General features: G+C 67.4%; 17 protein-coding genes. 9 read left to right on the forward strand and 8 right to left on the reverse strand.

The window, feature by feature from the left end:
- Nucleotides 1-80 precede the first annotated feature (80 nt).
- Genes R4823_RS10990 through ftsB form a run of 4 tightly spaced genes read left to right on the forward strand, consistent with a single transcriptional unit; the run spans nt 81 to nt 4,346 of the window.
- A complete protein-coding gene (locus tag R4823_RS10990) occupies nt 81-1,739 on the forward strand; it encodes a CTP synthase (RefSeq protein WP_087839431.1) in 1,659 nt (552 codons plus the stop codon).
- A gap of 16 nt (nt 1,740-1,755) precedes the next feature.
- On the forward strand, nt 1,756-2,643 hold the full coding sequence (gene kdsA / locus R4823_RS10995; RefSeq protein WP_087839432.1) for a 3-deoxy-8-phosphooctulonate synthase: 888 nt from the start codon (nt 1,756-1,758) through the stop codon (nt 2,641-2,643).
- Between the two features lie 22 nt (nt 2,644-2,665).
- A complete protein-coding gene (gene eno, locus R4823_RS11000; RefSeq protein ID WP_087839433.1) occupies nt 2,666-3,949 on the forward strand; it encodes a phosphopyruvate hydratase in 1,284 nt (427 codons plus the stop codon).
- A 49-nt stretch (nt 3,950-3,998) separates the two neighbouring features.
- The gene (gene ftsB, locus R4823_RS11005) at nt 3,999-4,346 is read left to right on the forward strand and encodes a cell division protein FtsB (protein ID WP_087839434.1); all 348 of its coding nucleotides are present in this window, start codon (nt 3,999-4,001) and stop codon (nt 4,344-4,346) included.
- Nucleotides 4,347-4,410: 64 nt separating this feature from the next.
- Here ftsB and R4823_RS11010 read toward each other — a convergent pair whose 3' ends face one another.
- On the reverse strand, nt 4,411-5,115 hold the full coding sequence (locus tag R4823_RS11010) for a TadE family protein (RefSeq protein WP_087839435.1): 705 nt from the start codon (nt 5,113-5,115) through the stop codon (nt 4,411-4,413).
- A gap of 96 nt (nt 5,116-5,211) precedes the next feature.
- Nucleotides 5,212-6,144, reverse strand: coding sequence for an Hsp33 family molecular chaperone HslO (gene hslO / locus R4823_RS11015; protein WP_087839436.1), 933 nt, complete (start codon nt 6,142-6,144; stop codon nt 5,212-5,214).
- 67 nt (nt 6,145-6,211) lie between these two features.
- Between hslO and R4823_RS11020 the strand changes: the two genes are divergently transcribed.
- Nucleotides 6,212-7,039, forward strand: a complete 828-nt coding sequence (locus R4823_RS11020) for a ferritin-like domain-containing protein (RefSeq protein WP_087839437.1) — start codon at nt 6,212-6,214, stop codon at nt 7,037-7,039.
- Here R4823_RS11020 and R4823_RS11025 read toward each other — a convergent pair.
- Complete coding sequence (locus R4823_RS11025; RefSeq protein ID WP_087839438.1) at nt 6,969-8,657, reverse strand: AMP-binding protein; 1,689 nt, start codon at nt 8,655-8,657, stop codon at nt 6,969-6,971. The two genes, R4823_RS11020 and R4823_RS11025, sit on opposite strands and share 71 nt — an antisense overlap.
- A 286-nt stretch (nt 8,658-8,943) precedes the next feature.
- Between R4823_RS11025 and R4823_RS11030 the strand changes: the two genes are divergently transcribed.
- Genes R4823_RS11030 through greB form a run of 3 tightly spaced genes read left to right on the forward strand, consistent with a single transcriptional unit; the run spans nt 8,944 to nt 11,173 of the window.
- The gene (locus R4823_RS11030) at nt 8,944-9,759 is read left to right on the forward strand and encodes an alpha/beta hydrolase (RefSeq protein ID WP_254914617.1); all 816 of its coding nucleotides are present in this window, start codon (nt 8,944-8,946) and stop codon (nt 9,757-9,759) included.
- Nucleotides 9,756-10,604 carry a 3',5'-nucleoside bisphosphate phosphatase gene (locus R4823_RS11035; RefSeq protein ID WP_338618647.1) on the forward strand — a complete coding sequence of 283 codons (849 nt, stop codon included), beginning with the start codon at nt 9,756-9,758 and terminating at the stop codon, nt 10,602-10,604. The genes R4823_RS11030 and R4823_RS11035 overlap by 4 nt, the downstream gene beginning before the upstream one ends.
- 5 nt (nt 10,605-10,609) lie before the next feature.
- A complete protein-coding gene (greB, locus tag R4823_RS11040) occupies nt 10,610-11,173 on the forward strand; it encodes a transcription elongation factor GreB (protein WP_087839441.1) in 564 nt (187 codons plus the stop codon).
- An 8-nt stretch (nt 11,174-11,181) separates the two neighbouring features.
- Here greB and R4823_RS11045 read toward each other — a convergent pair whose 3' ends face one another.
- From R4823_RS11045 to R4823_RS11060, 4 genes are all read right to left on the reverse strand, one after another.
- Nucleotides 11,182-13,320 (reverse strand): bifunctional (p)ppGpp synthetase/guanosine-3',5'-bis(diphosphate) 3'-pyrophosphohydrolase, encoded by a 2,139-nt coding sequence (locus R4823_RS11045; protein ID WP_243724562.1) that lies wholly within the window; start codon nt 13,318-13,320, stop codon nt 11,182-11,184.
- A 213-nt stretch (nt 13,321-13,533) separates the two neighbouring features.
- Nucleotides 13,534-13,737: a DNA-directed RNA polymerase subunit omega gene (gene rpoZ / locus R4823_RS11050; RefSeq protein ID WP_087839443.1), complete on the reverse strand. Its 204-nt coding sequence runs from the start codon at nt 13,735-13,737 to the stop codon at nt 13,534-13,536.
- 35 nt (nt 13,738-13,772) lie between these two features.
- The gene (gmk, locus tag R4823_RS11055) at nt 13,773-14,414 is read right to left on the reverse strand and encodes a guanylate kinase (protein ID WP_087839444.1); all 642 of its coding nucleotides are present in this window, start codon (nt 14,412-14,414) and stop codon (nt 13,773-13,775) included.
- A 171-nt stretch (nt 14,415-14,585) separates the two neighbouring features.
- Nucleotides 14,586-15,272 carry an ABC transporter substrate-binding protein gene (locus R4823_RS11060; RefSeq protein WP_338618650.1) on the reverse strand — a complete coding sequence of 229 codons (687 nt, stop codon included), beginning with the start codon at nt 15,270-15,272 and terminating at the stop codon, nt 14,586-14,588.
- Between the two features lie 176 nt (nt 15,273-15,448).
- Between R4823_RS11060 and R4823_RS11065 the strand changes: the two genes are divergently transcribed.
- Nucleotides 15,449-17,305: a S9 family peptidase gene (locus tag R4823_RS11065; RefSeq protein ID WP_243724563.1), complete on the forward strand. Its 1,857-nt coding sequence runs from the start codon at nt 15,449-15,451 to the stop codon at nt 17,303-17,305.
- A 3-nt stretch (nt 17,306-17,308) separates the two neighbouring features.
- Here R4823_RS11065 and R4823_RS11070 read toward each other — a convergent pair whose 3' ends face one another.
- Nucleotides 17,309-17,950, reverse strand: coding sequence for a protein-disulfide isomerase (locus R4823_RS11070; protein ID WP_087839447.1), 642 nt, complete (start codon nt 17,948-17,950; stop codon nt 17,309-17,311).
- Nucleotides 17,951-17,972 lie beyond the last annotated feature (22 nt).

A 17,972-nucleotide genomic window follows, 5' to 3' on the forward strand; every position in this document is an offset into this window, starting at 1 on the left:
TCCGGATCGCGGGCTTTCGCAACTCCCGCTATAATTCCAATTTCCCGCAAGCGCTCGGCAAAAACCGGGCGCCATTGGCAATGACCAAGTACGTATTCGTTACCGGTGGCGTGGTGTCTTCCCTGGGGAAAGGCATTGCCGCCGCGTCTCTGGCCGCTATCCTCGAATCGCGCGGCCTCAAAGTCACCCTCCTCAAGCTCGATCCCTACATCAACGTTGATCCCGGCACGATGAGCCCGTTCCAGCACGGCGAGGTCTTCGTCACGGAAGACGGCGCCGAGACCGACCTGGACCTGGGCCACTACGAGCGCTTCATCTCGGCGCGCATGCGCAAGGTGAACAACTTCACCACCGGCCAGATCTACGAATCGGTGCTGCGCAAGGAACGCCGGGGCGACTACCTGGGCAAGACCGTGCAGGTCATCCCCCACATCACCAACGAGATCCAGGATTTCATCGCGCGCGGCGCGTCGGCGGCCTGGGATGGCGAGACCGACGTCGCCATCGTCGAGATCGGCGGCACGGTGGGCGACATCGAGTCGCTGCCCTTCCTGGAAGCCGCCCGCCAGATGAGCCTGCGCCTGGGGCGCGGCGGCGCGGCCTTCGTGCACCTGACGCTGGTGCCCTTCATCGCCTCGGCCGGCGAACTCAAGACCAAGCCCACGCAGCATTCGGTGCAGAAGCTGCGCGAGATCGGCATCTACCCGCATGCGCTGCTGTGCCGTGCCGACCGCCCCATCCCGGACGACGAGCGCGCCAAGATCTCGATGTTCTCGAACGTGCCGCTGGACGCGGTCATCTCGGTCTGGGACGTCGACTCCATCTACAAGATCCCCGCCATGCTGCACAAGCAGGGGCTGGATGAGTTGGTCTGCGAAACGCTGGGGTTGCAGCCCGAGCCGGCCGACCTGTCCATGTGGGATCAACTGGTCCATGCCCGCGAGAACCCCGAGGGCGAGGTCCACATCGCGATGGTCGGCAAGTACGTCGACCTGACCGAGTCGTACAAGTCGTTGACCGAAGCGCTGGTGCACGCCGGCATCCATACCCGCTGCAAGGTGGTGGTCGACTACATCGACTCCGAGGAGATAGAGAGCGAAGGCGTGGGCAAGCTGAGCAAGTTCGATGCGATCCTGGTGCCCGGCGGCTTCGGCAAGCGCGGGACCGAGGGCAAGATCCAGGCGATCCGCTATGCCCGCGAGAACGGCGTGCCCTACCTGGGCATCTGCCTGGGCATGCAGCTTGCGGTCATCGAGTTCGCCCGCCACGTGGCCGGCCTGGTCGGCGCCAACAGCACGGAATTCGATCCGGACACCCTGCATCCCGTGGTCGCGCTGATCACCGAGTGGATGGACCGCGAGGGCCGCGTCGAGCGCCGTTCCAACACGTCCGACCTGGGCGGCACCATGCGCAAGGGTGCGCAGCGCTGCCCGGTCAAGGCCGGCACCATGGCGCACGACATCTACGGCGACGAGGTGAACGAGCGCCACCGCCACCGCTACGAGGTGAACAACGTGTACGTGCCCAAGCTGGAAGAGGCCGGCATGGTCATCAGCGCGCGCACGCCCACCGAGAGCCTGCCGGAAATGATGGAATTGCCCAATCATCCGTGGTTCATGGGCGTGCAGTTCCACCCCGAATTCACGTCCACGCCGCGCGACGGCCATCCGTTGTTCTCGGCCTACATCCGCGCGGCGCGCAAGCACAAGCTGCAGCGCGTGGCGGCGGAGCAGGGCTGAGCGCCTGGAGGTCACCATGAGCCAAGACCCGCACGCCTCGACCCGCAGCTACCCGATCTGCGGCTTCGAGATCGGCCTCGCCAGGCCGTTCTTCCTGATCGCCGGACCCTGCGTGATCGAATCGCAGCAAATGGCGATCGACACGGCCGGCGTCCTGAAGGAGCTGACCGGCAAGCTCGGCATCCCCTTCATCTACAAGAGTTCGTTCGACAAGGCCAACCGCAGCTCGAGCAAGTCGTTCCGCGGCATGGGCATGGATTTCGGGCTGAAGGTGCTGTCCGAGGTGAAGGCCCAGGTGGGCGTGCCGGTGCTGACCGACGTGCATGAAACCGAACAGGCCCGTCCCGTGGCCGACGTGGTGGACATGCTGCAGACGCCGGCTTTCCTGTGCCGGCAGACCGATTTCATCCGCGCCTGCGCCGCCACGCTCAAGCCCGTCAACATCAAGAAGGGCCAGTTCCTGGCGCCGCACGACATGGTCAATGTCGTGGCCAAGGCCCGCGAAGCCGCCATCGAGGCCGGCGGCGACGGCGGCAACATCCTGGTCTGCGAACGCGGTGCATCGTTTGGCTACAACAATCTCGTGTCGGACATGCGCTCGCTCGCTATCATGCGCGAGACGGATTGCCCCGTCGTGTTCGACGCCACGCATTCGGTGCAACTGCCCGGCGGGCAGGGCACGACGTCCGGCGGGCAGCGCGAATTCGTGCCGGTGCTGGCGCGGGCGGCGGTGGCCGTGGGCGTGTCGGGCCTGTTCATGGAAACGCACCCGGATCCGGCGCATGCCAAGTCCGACGGGCCCAACGCCGTGCCGCTGGCGCGCATGGGCGACCTGCTGGCATCGCTGATAGAACTCGACCGCGTGACCAAGCGTCACGGGTTCCTCGAAAACGATTTCCAATAACTTTTCTAGAGACTGGACTCCTATGAGCGCAATCGTAGACATCATCGGGCGCGAGATCATCGACTCCCGCGGCAATCCCACCGTGGAGTGCGACGTGCTGCTGGAATCGGGCGCGATGGGCCGCGCCGCCGTGCCGTCGGGCGCGTCCACCGGCGCGCGCGAAGCCATCGAGCTGCGCGACGGCGACAAGTCGCGCTACCTGGGCAAGGGCGTGCTCAAGGCCGTCGAGAACGTCAACACCGAGATCGCCGAAGCGCTGATGGGCCTGGATGCGCAGGAGCAGGCGTTCCTGGACCGCACGCTGATCGAACTGGACGGCACCGAGAACAAGGAGCGCCTGGGCGCCAACGCCATGCTGGCCGTCAGCATGGCCGTGGCCAAGGCCGCCGCCGAGGAATGCAGCCTGCCCCTGTACCGCTACTTCGGCGGCAGCGGCGCGATGAGCATGCCCGTCCCGATGATGAACGTCATCAACGGGGGCGCGCACGCCAACAACAACCTCGACATGCAGGAATTCATGATCCTGCCGGTGGGCGCCAGCAGCTTCCGCGAATCGCTGCGCATGGGCGCCGAGGTGTTCCACGCGCTGAAGAAACTCATCCATGACAAGGGCATGTCCACCGCGGTGGGCGACGAGGGCGGCTTCGCTCCCAACGTCGAGAACCACGAGGCGGCCATCCAGCTCGTGCTGCAGGCCATCGAGAAGGCCGGCTACGAGCCCGGCAGCCAGATCGCCCTGGGCCTGGACTGCGCCAGCTCGGAATTCTTCCGCGACGGCAAGTACCACCTGGAAGGCGAGGGCGTGACCCTGAGCGCCCAGGAACTGACCCACATGCTGGCCACCTGGTGCGACAAGTACCCCATCGTCTCGATCGAGGACGGCATGGCCGAGAACGACTGGGACGGCTGGAAGTACCTGACCGAGCAACTGGGCAAGAAGGTGCAACTGGTGGGCGACGACCTGTTCGTCACCAACACCAGCATCCTCAAGCGCGGCATCGAGCAGCGCATCGCCAACTCGATCCTGATCAAGATCAACCAGATCGGCACGTTGACGGAGACTTTCGCGGCGATCGAGATGGCCAAGCGTGCCGGCTACACGGCCGTGGTGTCGCATCGCTCGGGCGAGACCGAGGATACGACCATCGCCGACATCGCCGTCGCCACCAACGCGCTGCAGATCAAGACCGGCTCGATGTCGCGCTCGGACCGCATGGCCAAGTACAACCAGCTGCTGCGGATCGAGGAAGACCTGGGCGACGTCGCCCACTACCCCGGCCGCGAGGCTTTCTACAACCTGCGCTGATGCGCGCGGCCGCGCCGCCTTGTGCGGCGCGGTCCACGGAAGAGCCTCCATGCGCCTGCTCACGCTGATAATCGCCCTGTTGCTGGTGCTGATCCAGTATCCGCTCTGGCTGGGCAAGGGCGGTTGGTTGCGCACCTGGGAACTCGAGCGCCAGCTCGACGCCCAGCGCCATACCAATGACGAGCTGCGCACGCGCAACGTCGCGCTCGACGCCGAAGTGCGCGACCTGAAGAGCGGGACCGACGCCATCGAGGAGCGGGCCCGCTACGAGCTCGGCATGCTGCGCCAGAACGAGGCCTTCGTGCAGATCGTCGACACCCCGCCGGCCGGCACCGTGCCGGCCAGCGCCGCCCAGCCGGCCGCCCGGCCGGCGGCTTCCACACCCGACCGGCGCTGACGCCAGGGACCATTCACAGGGCCCATTCCCGGCCTGTGCGAGCGGCCTTTAGCGGGAACAGACCCTACGGCGCCAGGATGTCCCGGTTCCTGCCGTGCTCGCGTGCCGCCGACTGCATGGGCATGGCGATCTCGCGGCGTATCACCAGCAGCCCCGCGGCGCGGGCCCGCCTGACGTAATCATCGGTTTCCGAAGCGTTCGCCAGCGACCGCAGCAGCGCGCGCATGCCCGGCAGGTAGGGGGCGTGCAGGTAGGTCAGCCGGAGCACGAGCGTATTCGCGTCGAACAGCGTCTGGCCCGAGCGTGGGCCGATGCCGCCGCGGTAGCGCGAAAAGTAGACGGTGTCGTGGTGCAGGCGCTGATAGTCGTAGTCGAGTTCGCGCGGTCCCGCCGCGCGTCCGGCCGGGAAGTCCTGGAAGCTGGCGGCAGTCGGGCTGAGTTGTTCGATCCGCGCCATCGGCAGGCCATGATGGCGGGCCCAGCCCGCCATGCGTGCCCTTGCCGCGGCCGACTGGTCGCCCGGACTGGCCAGGGCGGGGGTGCCCAAGGCGGGGGACAGGGCGCGTTCGAAAGCCTGGGCCATGGCGGCCGGATCGGCATGCGCCGCCGTTCCGGCCCGGGCGGCCTCGAACAGGGCATAGCCGACGGCCTGGCGTGTCAGCAGCCAGCGGCCCGTTTCGAAGGCCCCCAGGCCCGTCAATAGCAGGGGGATGGCGACGACCGTGAATTCGGCCATGGCGGCGCCGCGCTGGGAAAGCAGGGAAGGCATGGGCGGAGGGTCATTGCGGGCCCTCCAGCGTGCCTGCGCGCGGCCGGCACGTCGATTGTGGGAACCACGGCGGACCGCCGCCGCCTGGTTCCGGCTCTAGTGCCGGGCCTCGCTCTGGTGCCGCACCTTGGCCGACGCGTTGGCGAACAGTTCCGCGCAGTCGACCGGATCGAACTCGAAGCTCTTCACGCAGTAGTCGCAGTTGATCTGGACGCGGCCCTGCTCGGCCAGGATGTCGTCGATTTCCTCCTTGCCCAGGCGCAGCAGCACGTCGGCCACTTTTTCGCGCGAGCAGGTGCAGCGGTACGACACGCCCGCCGGCTCGAAGGTGCGCAGGGTCTCCTGCCAGTACAGGCGCCGGATCAGCGCGTCGGGCGTCAGCGTCAGCAATTCCTCGGACTTGATCGTCTCGGCCAGGATCTGCGCGCGTTCCCAGGTGTCTTCCGCGACCGAGGCCGGCGCGGGGTCGGTCGTCGTCTTGCCGCCCTGGCGGGGCAACTGTTGCAGCAGCACGCCGGCGGCGCAGCCGGTGTCGGCGGCGAGCCAGATGCGCGTCTGCAACTGCTCGGAGGCCAGCATGTAGTGTTCCAGCGCCTGGGCCACCGATTCGCCCTGCAGGGCGACGATGCCCTGGTAGGGTTGTTGGCCGGGCAGGCGGTCCTGCGGATCCAGCACCACCGAGAAGCGGCCGCCGCCGTGGGGGTTCAGCAGGCTCTGGAACGTGCCGTCGTCAGGTACCGCGTGGCCTTCGCGCAGCTTGACGGTCGCCCGCATGCCCAGGTCGGCGTGGCATTCCACGACGACCAGGCCGATGGGGCCGTCGCCCTGCAATTGCAGCACCACGGTGCCGTTGAACTTGATGTTGGCGGCCAGCAGCGCGCTGGCCGCGACGAGTTCGCCGAGCAGCTTCTGGATGGCGGGCGGATAGTCGTGCCGTGCCTGGATTTCCCTCCAGGTATCGCGTATGGACACGACTTCGGCCCGGACCGTCTGGTCCTCGAACAGGTATTTCTTGAGTTGGTCGGACAAGACGGCTTCCTCGGAAAAAAATGGGGCAGCAGCGGGCGCCTGGACCGGCCATTCTACAATGCACCCCATGACTGCTGAATTGGAACTGCGGCAGGCCGCCTGCGCGCTGCTGGTCCTGGATGATCCCGCCGGGAAGGCCGCCGGCACCCGCGAATTGGCAGCCACGCCTGTATATGTGGACGCCGGCCGCGTCTTGCAAGAGCCCGTGGGAGTGCCCGGCCGGCCGGCGCGGCCGCCGCTGGTGTCGCCGCGCGACGTGCCGGGACGGGGAGTGGCCTCGGTCGAGGCGCGGGCGGCGCTGCTGCACGCACTGGCCCACATCGAGTTCAACGCGATCAACCTCGCGCTGGATGCGGTCTGGCGTTTCGCCGGCATGCCGGACGAGTACTACCTGGACTGGCTCAAGGTCGCCGGCGAGGAAGCCCTGCATTTCTCGCTGCTGGCCGACCACCTGCGCATCCTGGGCCACGCCTACGGCGATTTTCCGGCCCACGACGGGCTATGGCAGATGGCCGAGCGGACCCGGCTCGATCCGCTGGCCCGGATGGCGCTGGTGCCGCGCACGCTGGAAGCCCGGGGCCTGGACGTGAGCCCGGCGATACGGGCCAAGCTGGCGGGGGCCGGGGACGAGGCGGCGGCCGGCATCCTGGACATCATCCTGCGCGACGAGATCGGCCACGTGGCCATCGGCAATCGCTGGTACCGGTATCTGTGCGAGCGCGAGGGCGTCGATCCCGTGGACCATTACGCGGTGCTGGCCCGGCGCCATGACGCGCCGGGGCAGTTCGGGCCGTTCAATCTTCCCGCCCGCCGGGCGGCCGGCTTCACGGAAGCGGAGCTGCGCTCGCTGGAGCAGTCGGCCATTTCCGGCCGCGATCGTCCTCGATCTGCCTGAGCGCCTGGCGCCGGATCTTGCCGGACGGCGTCAGCGGCAGGGCTTCGACGAATTCGATGTCCTTGGGCGCGCCGTCCGTGCCCAACTGGCCGCAGGCATGCGCCAGCAGGGCCTCCCGCAGGGCTGCCTCGCGGGCGGCCTTGTCCTGTTCCGGCACAGCCTGGGCGACGACATAGGCCTTGATGCCGCTGCCATCCGGCGTCGGCACGACCACCGCCTCGGCCACGTCGGGGTGCCGGGTCAGACAGTCCTCGATCGGTCCCGGCGCGACCAGGCGGTTGCCCAGCTGGAACATCTCGTCCAGGCGTCCCACGTACCACAGGTAGCCGTCGGCATCCTGCCGGGCAAGGTCGCCCGTGCGGTGCCAGGTGCCGCTGACCGGGCGCCCGGTTTCCTCGCCCCGCCAGTAGCCGGCGAAGAAGGAAGGATCGGGATGGCCGTGGATGTCGTAGCGATTGACGGCGATCTCGCCGTGTTCTCCGGTGGCGACCGGCCGGCCCAGCGCGTCGACGATGGCGATCTGGTGGCCGGGGTAGGGCTTGCCCAGGCTGCCCGCCCGGGCGGGCCATTTCTGGCTGCTTTGGCCGATGATCGTGCCGATCTCGACCTGGCTGAAGGTTTCGTTGGGTTCGATCCCCAGCGCGGCCCTGCATTGTTCGAACAGCGCCGCGCCGAGCGAGGTATCGGTGGCCGTGATGGCGCGCAGGGCCAGCCGATGGCGTTCCGCGGGGCGCGGCACGGCCTTGAGCAGCCGCCGCAGGTCGCGGGTGGTAAGGGCGACGTTGGTGACGCGGTAGCGTTCCAGCAGGGCGAACGTGGCTTCGGGATCCGGCGGCCGGCGCATACCCACCATCGGCTGGCCGAAATACAGGCCCGGCAGGACCGCGCCGAACAGGCCGTGGGGGCTGCCCCATTCGGATGCCGTCCACAGGACGTCGGCAGGCTGGGGAAACCAGTTCTGGGCGGCCACGAAGCCGGGCAGGTTGCCTATCAGGGTGGCATGGGGCAGGACCACGCCCTTGGGCACGCTGCCCGCGCCCGCCGTATAAAGCAGCAGCGCGGGGTCCGAGGCCGAGGTGGGATGCATGTCGAAGGCGCTTTCCTGGCGAGCGAGCAGCGTGCGCCAGGAAAGGACCCGCTCGTCGTCCAGGTCGATGCCGACCGTCTGGCGCAGCAGGGGGCAATGCTCGGTGGCCGGCAGCAGTGCCGCGGCCGCGGCGCCGTCGACGATGGCGATCCGGGCTTCGCTGTCGCGCAGCCGCTGTTCGTAGGTCTGGGCGTTCAGCGCGACCGACAGCGGAACGGTGATGGCGCCCATCTGGTAGACGGCGATATGGGCGACGATGGCTTCGGGGCGCTGGGGCAGGGCGATGGCCACGCGGTCGCCGCGTTGCACGCCCATGCGGCGCAGGCCATTGGAGAAACGGTTGGCGTATTCGTGCAGGCGGCCGTAGGTCCAGACTTCGCGCCGTCCTTCGGCATCTTCCGCGTAGATCGCGATGCGGCGGGCATCGGCGCTGGTGACGGTCCAGCGGCGGCAGCAGACATCGGCGATGTTCAGGCGTTGCGGGACCCACCAACGGAACGTGGTGTAGAGTGCCTGGTACTGGTCTTCCATAACCCTCCGCTGGATTCAGGATCTGGTCCGGCCAGGTCGGCGGACGGGGTTTGCTGCGTTATATGGCAATCATTACTGACCTGACCGATAACCGCAATGGCTTTGGTGCTGCCGGCGCAGGAGCAGGGCACCACTCCGGCCCGCGTTTTTCGCGGGTTTTCCCTCAATTTCCCCTAATTGTCGATAAATGATCATGTACGAGCCGCTAGTCGCCCCGCGATCGGAGTATCTGGAAGTTCGGGGTTTGCGTCACCATTTTCGTCATTGGGGCGACAATGGCGCCCCGTTGCTGCTGGCCCTTCACGGCTGGATGGACTCGTCGGCTTCGTTCCAGTTCGTGGCCGACCGGCTGGCTCGCAGGTTCCATATCGTGGCGCCAGACTGGCGCGGCTTCGGCAGGACGCAATGGGGTGGGGGAGATTCCTACGAGGTGGGCGAATACCTGGGCGATCTCGACGCTTTTTGCCGTCATCTTTCGCCTTCCGGCCCGCTTTTGCTGCTGGGACACAGCATGGGCGGCAACATGGCGATGCTGTATGCCGGCGTGCGCCCCGACCGGGTGGCGGCAGTGGTCAACCTGGAAGGGCTGGGCCTGGCGGCGCAGCCGGCCGAGGCGGCGCCGGGCAGGCTGCGCCAGTGGTTGGACCAGATCGCGGCCGGCGCGCGGCTGGCGGACTACGACAGTCCGCAAACCTACGCCCAGCGCCTGATGCGGGACAATCCCGGGCTGGACGCCGGTAAAGCGCTTTTCCTGGCCCGCGAGAACGGCTGCCCCGACGGGGAACGGTGGCGGCTGCGCGCCGATCCCGCCCACAAGATCGTCAATCGCGTTCTTTATCGGCTGGAGGAGGTGCTGGCCTGCTGGCGCGGGATCGCGGCGCCGGTGCTGTGGGTCGAGGCGGCAGACAGCGCCGTCCGCGCCAGGGCTTGGGCCGAACCGGGCTACGAGGACAGGCTGGCCTGCGTTGCTTCGCTGCAACGGGCGCTGGTGGAGGATGCCGGCCACATGCTGCATCAGGAGCGTCCGGACGAGGTGGCGCAACTCGTAGCAGATTTCCTGGCGCGGGCGGCGACGGTGCCGGACGGCCGTCCTACAATGTGAACATGGAACCCGCCCTGAACGTCGATCTGCACTGCCACTCCCAGGTGTCGGACGGCATGCTGCCGCCGGCCGGCCTGGCGGCGCGTGCACGCCGCAACGGCGTCGACGTGCTGGCGCTGACAGACCACGACGAGGTCGGCGGACTGCACGAGGCCGCGGCGGCCTCGCGGGAACTGGGGATGCGCTTCGTCCCGGGGGTGGAAATCTCGGTCACCTGGGCCGGCGAAACGGTCCACATCGTGGGCCTGGGCGTCGATCCCGATGACGCGGTCCTGGTCGAGGGGCTGCGCGACACCCGTTCCGGCCGCGAGCGCCGCGCCCGCGAAATGGCGGCGCAACTGGCAGCGGTCGGCATCCCGGGCGCCTTCGAGGGGGCGCTGGTCCATGTCGGCAACCCGCAACTCATCAGCCGCACCCATTTCGCGCGTTTCCTGGTCGAGCGCGGCGTGTGCAAGGACGTGGGCGAGGTCTTCCAGAACTACCTGGTGGAAGGCAAGCCCGGCTACGTGCCCATGCGCTGGGCCACGCTGCTCGATGCCGTGGGGTGGATACGAGGCGCCGGCGGCGTGGCTGCCATCGCCCACCCGGGCCGCTATCCCTACACGCCGCTGCAGTTCCATGCGCTGTACGACGAATTCCTGCAACTGGGCGGAGTCGGCATCGAGGTCGTCACCGGCAGCCATACGCCCGACCAATACCGCGAGTACGCCGAGGTCGCCGTGCGCTACGGCTTCCTGGCTTCGCGCGGCTCGGATTTCCACGGTCCCGAGGAAAGCCGGGTAGACCTGGGCTGCCTGCCGCCCCTGCCCGCGCACCTGACGCCCATCTGGCACGACTGGTTTTGAGCTCCATGAACAAGGCTTTTGTCAAAGAATCCGAGGGCCAGGAGGACGACGACCTGCCCGAGCACCTGGCCCTGCCGGCCGGGGTACGCAATTACATGACGCCCGACGGCTACGCGCGCCTGCGCGGGGAACTGGTCCACCTGATGAACGTGGAGCGGCCGTCCGTGGTCCAGATCGTGTCGTGGGCCGCGTCCAATGGCGACCGATCCGAGAATGGGGACTATCTGTACGGCAAGAAGCGCCTGCGCGAGATCGATCGCCGCATGCGCTTCCTGACCCGCCGCCTGGACATCGCCGAAGTGGTGGACACCTCCGCGCAGCCCAATCGTGACCAGGTGTTCTTCGGCGCCACGGTCACCTACATGGACCGCGCCGGCGAGGAGCACACCGTGACCATCGTGGGCGTGGACGAGGCCGAACCGCTGCAAGGGCGGATCAGCTGGATCTCGCCCGTGGCGCGCGCCCTGATCAAGGCGCGCGAAGGCGACACGGTCGTGCTGCGCACGCCGTCGGGTGTGGATGAACTGGAAATCCTGGAAGTGCGCTATCCCGATCCGGCGCCGCAGTAGCGGGCCGGTCAGCCCTTGACGCGGATGATGCGCTGGACCTGCGGCACGCGCCGAAGGTGGCGGATGACCTGGGCCAGGTGCTGCCGGCTTTCCACCTGGATGGTGAAGTGCACCGCCACGGTGGACGACGCCTCGTCCTGCATGGAGACGTGGGTGATGTTGGCGTCCGAGGCCGAGATCTCGGCCGCCACGCGGCCCAGCACTCCGCGCTCCTGGCGCAGCACGACATCGATGCGGACGTTGAAGTGGCGCGAGGTCTGGTCGTCCCAGGCGACGTCCAGCCACCGTTCCGGTTCGCGGGCGCGCTGGCGCCGGGCATTGGGGCAGTCTTCGGTGTGGACCACCAGGCCGTGGCCCAGGCGCACGTAGGCGACGATGGCATCCCCGGGGATGGGCGTGCAGCAGGGCGCCAGCTGCACGGCCAGGCCTTCGTTGCCCTGGATGCGTATGGGCGAGGCGGTGCCCTGTTCCGTGTAGCGTTCCACCTGCTCGGCGGTGGTCGAGATGGGATCGCCCTCGGGCATGAAGCGGCGCGCAACCACCGCAGCGAGCCGTTTGCCCAGCCCGATGTCGGCCAGGATCTCGTCGCGCGAGCGCGCGCCGCTGCCGCGCGCCAGCTTGTCCCAGATCGGGTCGGTGCTGTCCGGCATCGGCATGTTCATGGATTTCAGCGCCTGGCCCAGCAGACGTTCGCCGAAGCTGACGGATTCCTCGTACTTGACCGTGCGCAGGTAGTGGCGGATTTCCGAGCGCGCCTTGCCGGTGCGCACGAAGTTCAGCCACTGGGCGTTGGGGCGGGAATGCTCGGCGGTGACGATCTCGACCGCATCGCCGCTCTTGAGCTCGGTGCGCAGCGGCACGAACTCGCCGTTGACCTTGGCGGCCACCGTCTGGTTGCCCACGTCGGTGTGGATGCTGTAGGCGAAATCGATGGGCGTGGCGCCGCGCGGCAGCGAAATGATCTTGCCGCGGGGCGTGAAGACGTAGACCGCATCGGGGAAGAGGTCCACCTTGACGTGTTCGAGGAACTCGCTGCTGTCCCCGGTCTGGCGCTGGATGTCCAGCAGCGATTGCAGCCACTGGTGAGTGCGCTTTTGCAGGTCGTTCAGGTCGACGTCGGAGGTCTTGTACAGCCAGTGCGCCGCCACGCCGCTCTCGGCCACCTGGTTCATGTCGCGCGTGCGGATCTGGAACTCGACCGGCGTCCCGTAGGGGCCCACCAGCGTCGTGTGCAGCGACTGGTAGCCGTTGACCTTGGGAATGGCGATGTAGTCCTTGAACTTGCCCGGCACCGGCCGGAACAGCTGGTGCAGCGTGCCCAGCGCCAGATAGCACTCGGGCTGCGAATTGACCACGATGCGAAAGCCGTAGATGTCCAGCACTTCCGAGAACGATTTCTTCTGCTCCAGCATCTTGGTGTAGATGCCGTACAGGTTCTTCTCGCGGCCGTTGACCTCGGCCTCGATACCGGCGGCGGGCAGCGCCGCGCGCACGGCTTCCTGGATCTTGCCCACCAGTTCGCGGCGGTTGCCGCGCGCGGCCAGCACCGCCTTGCGCAGCACCATGTAGCGGTGGTGATACATCGCCTCGAAGCAGAGTTCCTGCAGTTCGCGGTAGATGATGTTCAGCCCCAGGCGGTGGGCGATGGGCGAATAGATCTCCAGCGTTTCGCGCGCCACGCGGCGGCGTTTCTCGTGGCTGACGGCGCCCAGCGTGCGCATGTTGTGCAGCCGGTCGGCCAGCTTGATCAGGATGACGCGTACGTCGCGCGCCATGGCCAGCAGCATCTTGCGGAAGCTCTCGGCCTGCTGCTCGGCCTTGCTGGCGAACTCCAGCCGGTCCAGCTTGGACAGTCCGTCGACCAGGTCGGCGACCTCGGTGCCGAAGCGTTCGATCAGCTCCTGCTTGGTGACCCCCTGGTCTTCCATGACGTCGTGGAGCAGGGCGGCCATCAGCGCCGCCGCATCCAGCTTCCAGGCGGCGCAGATTTCGGTGACGGCGATGGGGTGCGAGATGTAGGGCTCGCCACTGGCGCGGAACTGGCCCAGGTGCGCTTCGTCGGAGAAACGGTAGGCTTCGCGCACCCGGCGGACGTCTTCCGGGCTCAGGTACTGCGAAATGGTTTCGGCCAGCGGGGCGAACGACACGCCGGCGGGGGCCGGCGCCGGACCGGCTGAGGCAAGCGCCTGTGCGCCGGCGGCGGCAGCAACTGCTGTCGGTGTCCCGGAATTGCTTCCGGGACGCGAGGAAGAGACTGGAAATCCCATGGTCGCCTCAGGAGGAGCGTCCCCGGGAGGACCGGGCCGCTCCGGGCATCGCCGGCATACGTGCCGGCGGCAAGACCATCATGGTCTTGTCAATCAGGTGGGGACCTTTTTCAGCATTTCCACTCCGGTCACCCCGGAAGCGACCTCTCGCAGCGCGGTCACGGTCGGCTTGTCCTTGCTATCGAGCTTGGGGGCGTGGCCCTGGGCCAATTGCCGGGCGCGATAGGTCGCCACGAGGGTCAGTTTGAACCGGTTCGGAATTTGCTTCAAGCAGTCTTCTACGGTGATACGTGCCATGAGGGTCCCTGAAAGCTGTGCGTACTGGACGCGAATCAAAGCGGTGCGGAAGTTTGCGGAATGCCCAGTTGCGAAAACAGGCTGGCATGCCGGGCTGCCTGAGAACGAAAACGCAGCCTGGCGGCGGTAACGATCGTCGTCATGTCGGCCAAGGCTGCGCTAAAGTCTTGATTAATAATAACATATTCGAATTCGGGGGCATGCGCGAACTCGCCCCCCGCCGCCAGCAGCCGCCGCGCGATCACGTGGGGCTCGTCCTGGCCGCGTTCGTGCAGCCGCGTTTCCAGGGCTTCGATGGACGGTGGAAGAATGAAGATGCCTATGGCTTCGGGGAACTTGGCGCGCACCTGGCGGGCTCCCTGCCAGTCGATTTCCAGCAGGACGTCGTTGCCCGCCTCGGTCTGGCGCTCGATCCAGCTGCGCGGCGTGCCGTAGAAATTCCCGTGTACCTCGGCCCATTCGAGCAGGTCGTCGTCGCGCTGCATCTTCTCGAAGGCGGGCACGTTGACGAAGTGGTATTCCTTGCCGTCGGTCTCGCCCGGCCGGGGCGGGCGGGTAGTGCAGGAAATGGACAAGCGGATTTCGGGTCTGGCCTTGAGCAGGGCGTTGACCAGGCTGGACTTGCCGGCGCCGCTGGGCGCGACGACCATGAAGACGTTACCGGCGCGTGGAGGCATGAATCAGTGCGGCAAACAAAAAAATATTATATCCCCCCCCGCCCTTGGGGGACGCAAGAATACGGCGCTCCGCACCGAGACAGCCCCACAGAGACCCAGGATGCGGTGGATCCGGCTCCGCCGGTCCACCCGCATCGCCCCCTGGGGGGCGCCCGTAAGGGCGTAGGGGGGTTATCTACCCGTACTCATTTTTTGGTTGTTGGTCTGCAGCGCCTTGATGATGGCGTCCACGCCGCCCTGCGAGCCGATGGAGGCGAACTGGTCGCGATAGTTCTGGATGAACCAGACGCCCATGACGTTCAGGTCGTAGATCTTCCAGCCCTGGGCGCTTTTCTCCAGCCGGTAGTCGACCGGGATGGGGTCGCGCTGTCCGTCGGTGACCGTGGTGCGCACGACGACGTCGGTGGCGTTGGGCTCGGCGCGGAAGGGGCGCATGTCGACGCGGGCCTGCGGGGTGATGGCGGAGACCGACCCGCCGTAGGTGCGCACCAGCATGTTGCGGAATTCCTTCACGAGCGAGCTGCGCTGCTCGGGCGTGGCCTGGCGCCAATAGCGGCCCACCGCCAGCCGGGTGGTCTTCTCGAAGTCCACGTAGGGCAGGATCAGTTCGTCGATCGCCTGGTTGATCTTCTCGGGCGAGCCGGATTTCAGCTCCTGGTCCTTGCGGATGCGGTCCAGCACGTTGTTGGCAGCCTTCTGGATGATCACGTTGGGCGGGTCCTGCGGGTCGGGCGCCTGCGCGCGGGCCTGGCCGGCGGCGAAGAAGGCGAGGGCCAGCGCGGTGGCCCAGCAGGCGAGCCAGGCCAGGCGGTGGCGGATCGGGGCGAGGGCTTGGGGGGCGGGGCGCGAGTCGAGCATGGAATCTCCCTGGACGGACGGCGGCCGGAGGCCGTCGGTATGTATTGGAGGGTATATCACGTCCGGTGTTCCGGACGACTGAAACAGAATGCTGCGAAGGCCGGGGGCGGCGGATGGCGCCGTGTCGCTGTGCTATGTTTTCCGATCCTTTCCTTCCTTTCCCCGCGGACCGCGCCATGACCTCGACCTCCACTTCCGCCATACGGCTCGTCAAGCGCTACGACGTGCGCGATTTCTTCCGCAAACCGGAACGTTCCAGCTATCGCATCTCGCCCGACGGCCGGCACTTGGCCTTCCTGGCGCCTGCCCAGGGCCGCCAGAACGTCCACGTGCAGGCGCTGGACGAGCAGGGCGTCCCCACCGGCCCGGCGCGGGCGCTGACCGGGGAAGCCGAGCGGGACGTGGGCGGGTTCCTCTGGAAGGGGCCGGCCCATATCCTGTACGTCAAGGATTTCGGCGGCGACGAGAACTTCCACCTGTTGTCGGTGCCGCTGGACGGCGCGTCCGAACCGACCGACCTCACCCCCTACGACGGCGTGCGGGCCGACGTGGTGGACGACCTGATCGACGACGACGCGCACGTGCTGCTGTCGCACAACCGGCGGGACCCCCAGGTGTTCGACGTGTTCCGCGTCGAGGTGGCCACCGGGAAGGAAGAGCTGATCGCGCAGAACCCCGGCAACATCACCGGCTGGGCCACGGACCACGATGGCCGGCTGAGGCTGGCGGTGGCCACGGACGGGGTCAACAATACCTTGCTCTATCGCGATACCGAGGCCGAGGAGTTCCGCCCCATCCTGACCACGGATTTCAAGGAAAGCGTCGCGCCGCTATTCTTCACGTTCGACAACAAGCGCATCTACGTCAGCTCCAACCGCGGCCGGGACAAGGCCGCGCTGTTCGAATTCGATCCGCACACCGCGCGCGAAGGCGCGCTGATATTCGAGCATCCCGAGGTCGACGTCTCGGGGCTGGCCTACTCGCACCGGCGCAAGGTCCTGACCGAGATCGGCTATGTGACCTGGAAGGCCCAGCGCCAGGTGCTTGATCCGGCCACCGCCGAGATCTACGCCGACCTGGAAAGCCAACTGCGCGGCTACGAGGTCGCGCTGCAGAGCGAGACGCGCGACGAGACACGTTTCGTCGTGGCGGCCTACAACGACCGCACCCAGGGAGCGCGCTACCTGTACGACGCCGCCTCGCGCAAGCTGACCAAGCTGGGCGAGATCCAGCCGTGGCTGCTGGAACGCGACATGGCGCCGATGAAGCCCGTGCGCTATACCGCCCGCGATGGCTTGAAGATCGACGGCTATCTGACGCTGCCGGTGGGCGTGACGCCGCGCAACCTGCCGGTCGTCATCCATCCCCATGGCGGGCCGTGGGCGCGCGATACCTGGGGCTACAACCCCGAAGTCCAGTTCCTGGCCAACCGCGGCTATGCCGTACTGCAGATGAATTTCCGGGGCTCGACCGGCTACGGGCGCAAGTTCTGGGAGGCCTCGTTCAGGCAGTGGGGCCGGGCCATGCAGGACGACATCACCGACGGCGTCGAATGGCTCAAGCGCGAAGGCATCGCCGACCCCGGGCGCATCGCCATCTACGGCGGCAGCTACGGCGGCTACGCGACGCTGGCGGGCATCGCCTTCACGCCGGACCTGTACGCGGCGGCCGTGGACTACGTGGGAGTCTCGAACCTCTTCACGTTCATGAATACCATTCCGCCGTACTGGAAGCCTTTCCTGGATTCCATGCACGAGATGGTGGGCGATCCCGAGCGGGACAAGGACATGCTGCACGCGGCGTCGCCGGTGTTCTTCGTCGACCGCATCAAGGCGCCGCTGTTCGTGGCGCAGGGGGCGAAGGACCCGCGCGTCAACAAGGACGAGAGCGACCAGATCGTGGCCGCGTTGCGCGCGCGTGGCGTGGAAGTCGAATACATGGTCAAGGACAACGAAGGGCACGGCTTCCACAACGAGGAGAACCAGTTCGAGTTCTACGCCGCGATGGAAGCGTTCCTGGCCAAATACCTGTAGGCCCTAGTCGATCAGCCCGGCCAGCGCCGCGCGCCATTCGTCGACGCGGCCAAGGTAGCGGCCGGTATCCAGCAGCCGGTAGCGGCCATTGCGTTCCAGCGCGAAGGTCGGGAAGCCCTGGCCGCCGGCGTGGGCAAGCAGGGCGCGGCTTTCGGCGATGTGGTCGCGTGTCGGCTGGCCTTTGCGCGCCGCATAGGCGGCTTCGAAGGCCGGCCGATCCAGGCCGATGTCGGCCGCCATCTCGGTCAGCACCCCGGCGTCGGCGATGCGCCGGCCTTCCACGTAATGGGCGCGTTGCAGCCGGGCCAGCAGGTCCAGGTCGCGTCCTTCGCCGCCCGCGTCGAGTGCAGCCAGGATGGCGGTGATGGGCGGTTCGGAATCGAACACCGCATCGTGGTCGCGCAGCAGGCCATCGAAATAGGCCTGGCCGAAAGGCTGGCCGGTCATGGCCGCGATGCGCCGGTCGTGCGGCATGACGTAGTTGCGCAGGCGGTCGGTCACGGGCTGTCGGTTGCTGCCGGCCATCATGCCGCCGCCGTGCGCGGTCACGGGCAGCAGGTGGCGGGCCGCGGCCATCAAGGGGGCCGAGGCATAGCACCAGCCGCAGAAGGGATCGTAGATGTAGTGAAGCCTGGTCGTTTCCATGATGGGCTTGGGGGACGCATGC

It is taken from the genome of Pigmentiphaga sp. CHJ604, assembly GCF_036972535.1.
GTDB classification, from domain to species: Bacteria; Pseudomonadota; Gammaproteobacteria; order Burkholderiales; family Burkholderiaceae_B; genus Pigmentiphaga; species Pigmentiphaga daeguensis.

What these genes read in the sequence shown, in the direction of transcription:
- greB (WP_087839441.1), top strand. Translation starts at nt 10,610, where the DNA reads ATGAACAAGGCTTTTGTCAAAGAATCCGAGGGCCAGGAGGACGACGAC.
- R4823_RS11060 (WP_338618650.1), bottom strand. Translation starts at nt 15,272, where the DNA reads ATGCTCGACTCGCGCCCCGCCCCCCAAGCCCTCGCCCCGATCCGCCAC.
- R4823_RS11010 (WP_087839435.1), bottom strand. Translation starts at nt 5,115, where the DNA reads ATGCCTTCCCTGCTTTCCCAGCGCGGCGCCGCCATGGCCGAATTCACG.
- ftsB (WP_087839434.1), top strand. Translation starts at nt 3,999, where the DNA reads ATGCGCCTGCTCACGCTGATAATCGCCCTGTTGCTGGTGCTGATCCAG.
- gmk (WP_087839444.1), bottom strand. Translation starts at nt 14,414, where the DNA reads ATGCCTCCACGCGCCGGTAACGTCTTCATGGTCGTCGCGCCCAGCGGC.
- R4823_RS11070 (WP_087839447.1), bottom strand. Translation starts at nt 17,950, where the DNA reads ATGGAAACGACCAGGCTTCACTACATCTACGATCCCTTCTGCGGCTGG.
- eno (WP_087839433.1), top strand. Translation starts at nt 2,666, where the DNA reads ATGAGCGCAATCGTAGACATCATCGGGCGCGAGATCATCGACTCCCGC.
- R4823_RS11025 (WP_087839438.1), bottom strand. Translation starts at nt 8,657, where the DNA reads ATGGAAGACCAGTACCAGGCACTCTACACCACGTTCCGTTGGTGGGTC.
- rpoZ (WP_087839443.1), bottom strand. Translation starts at nt 13,737, where the DNA reads ATGGCACGTATCACCGTAGAAGACTGCTTGAAGCAAATTCCGAACCGG.
- R4823_RS10990 (WP_087839431.1), top strand. Translation starts at nt 81, where the DNA reads ATGACCAAGTACGTATTCGTTACCGGTGGCGTGGTGTCTTCCCTGGGG.
- R4823_RS11020 (WP_087839437.1), top strand. Translation starts at nt 6,212, where the DNA reads ATGACTGCTGAATTGGAACTGCGGCAGGCCGCCTGCGCGCTGCTGGTC.
- kdsA (WP_087839432.1), top strand. Translation starts at nt 1,756, where the DNA reads ATGAGCCAAGACCCGCACGCCTCGACCCGCAGCTACCCGATCTGCGGC.
- R4823_RS11065 (WP_243724563.1), top strand. Translation starts at nt 15,449, where the DNA reads ATGACCTCGACCTCCACTTCCGCCATACGGCTCGTCAAGCGCTACGAC.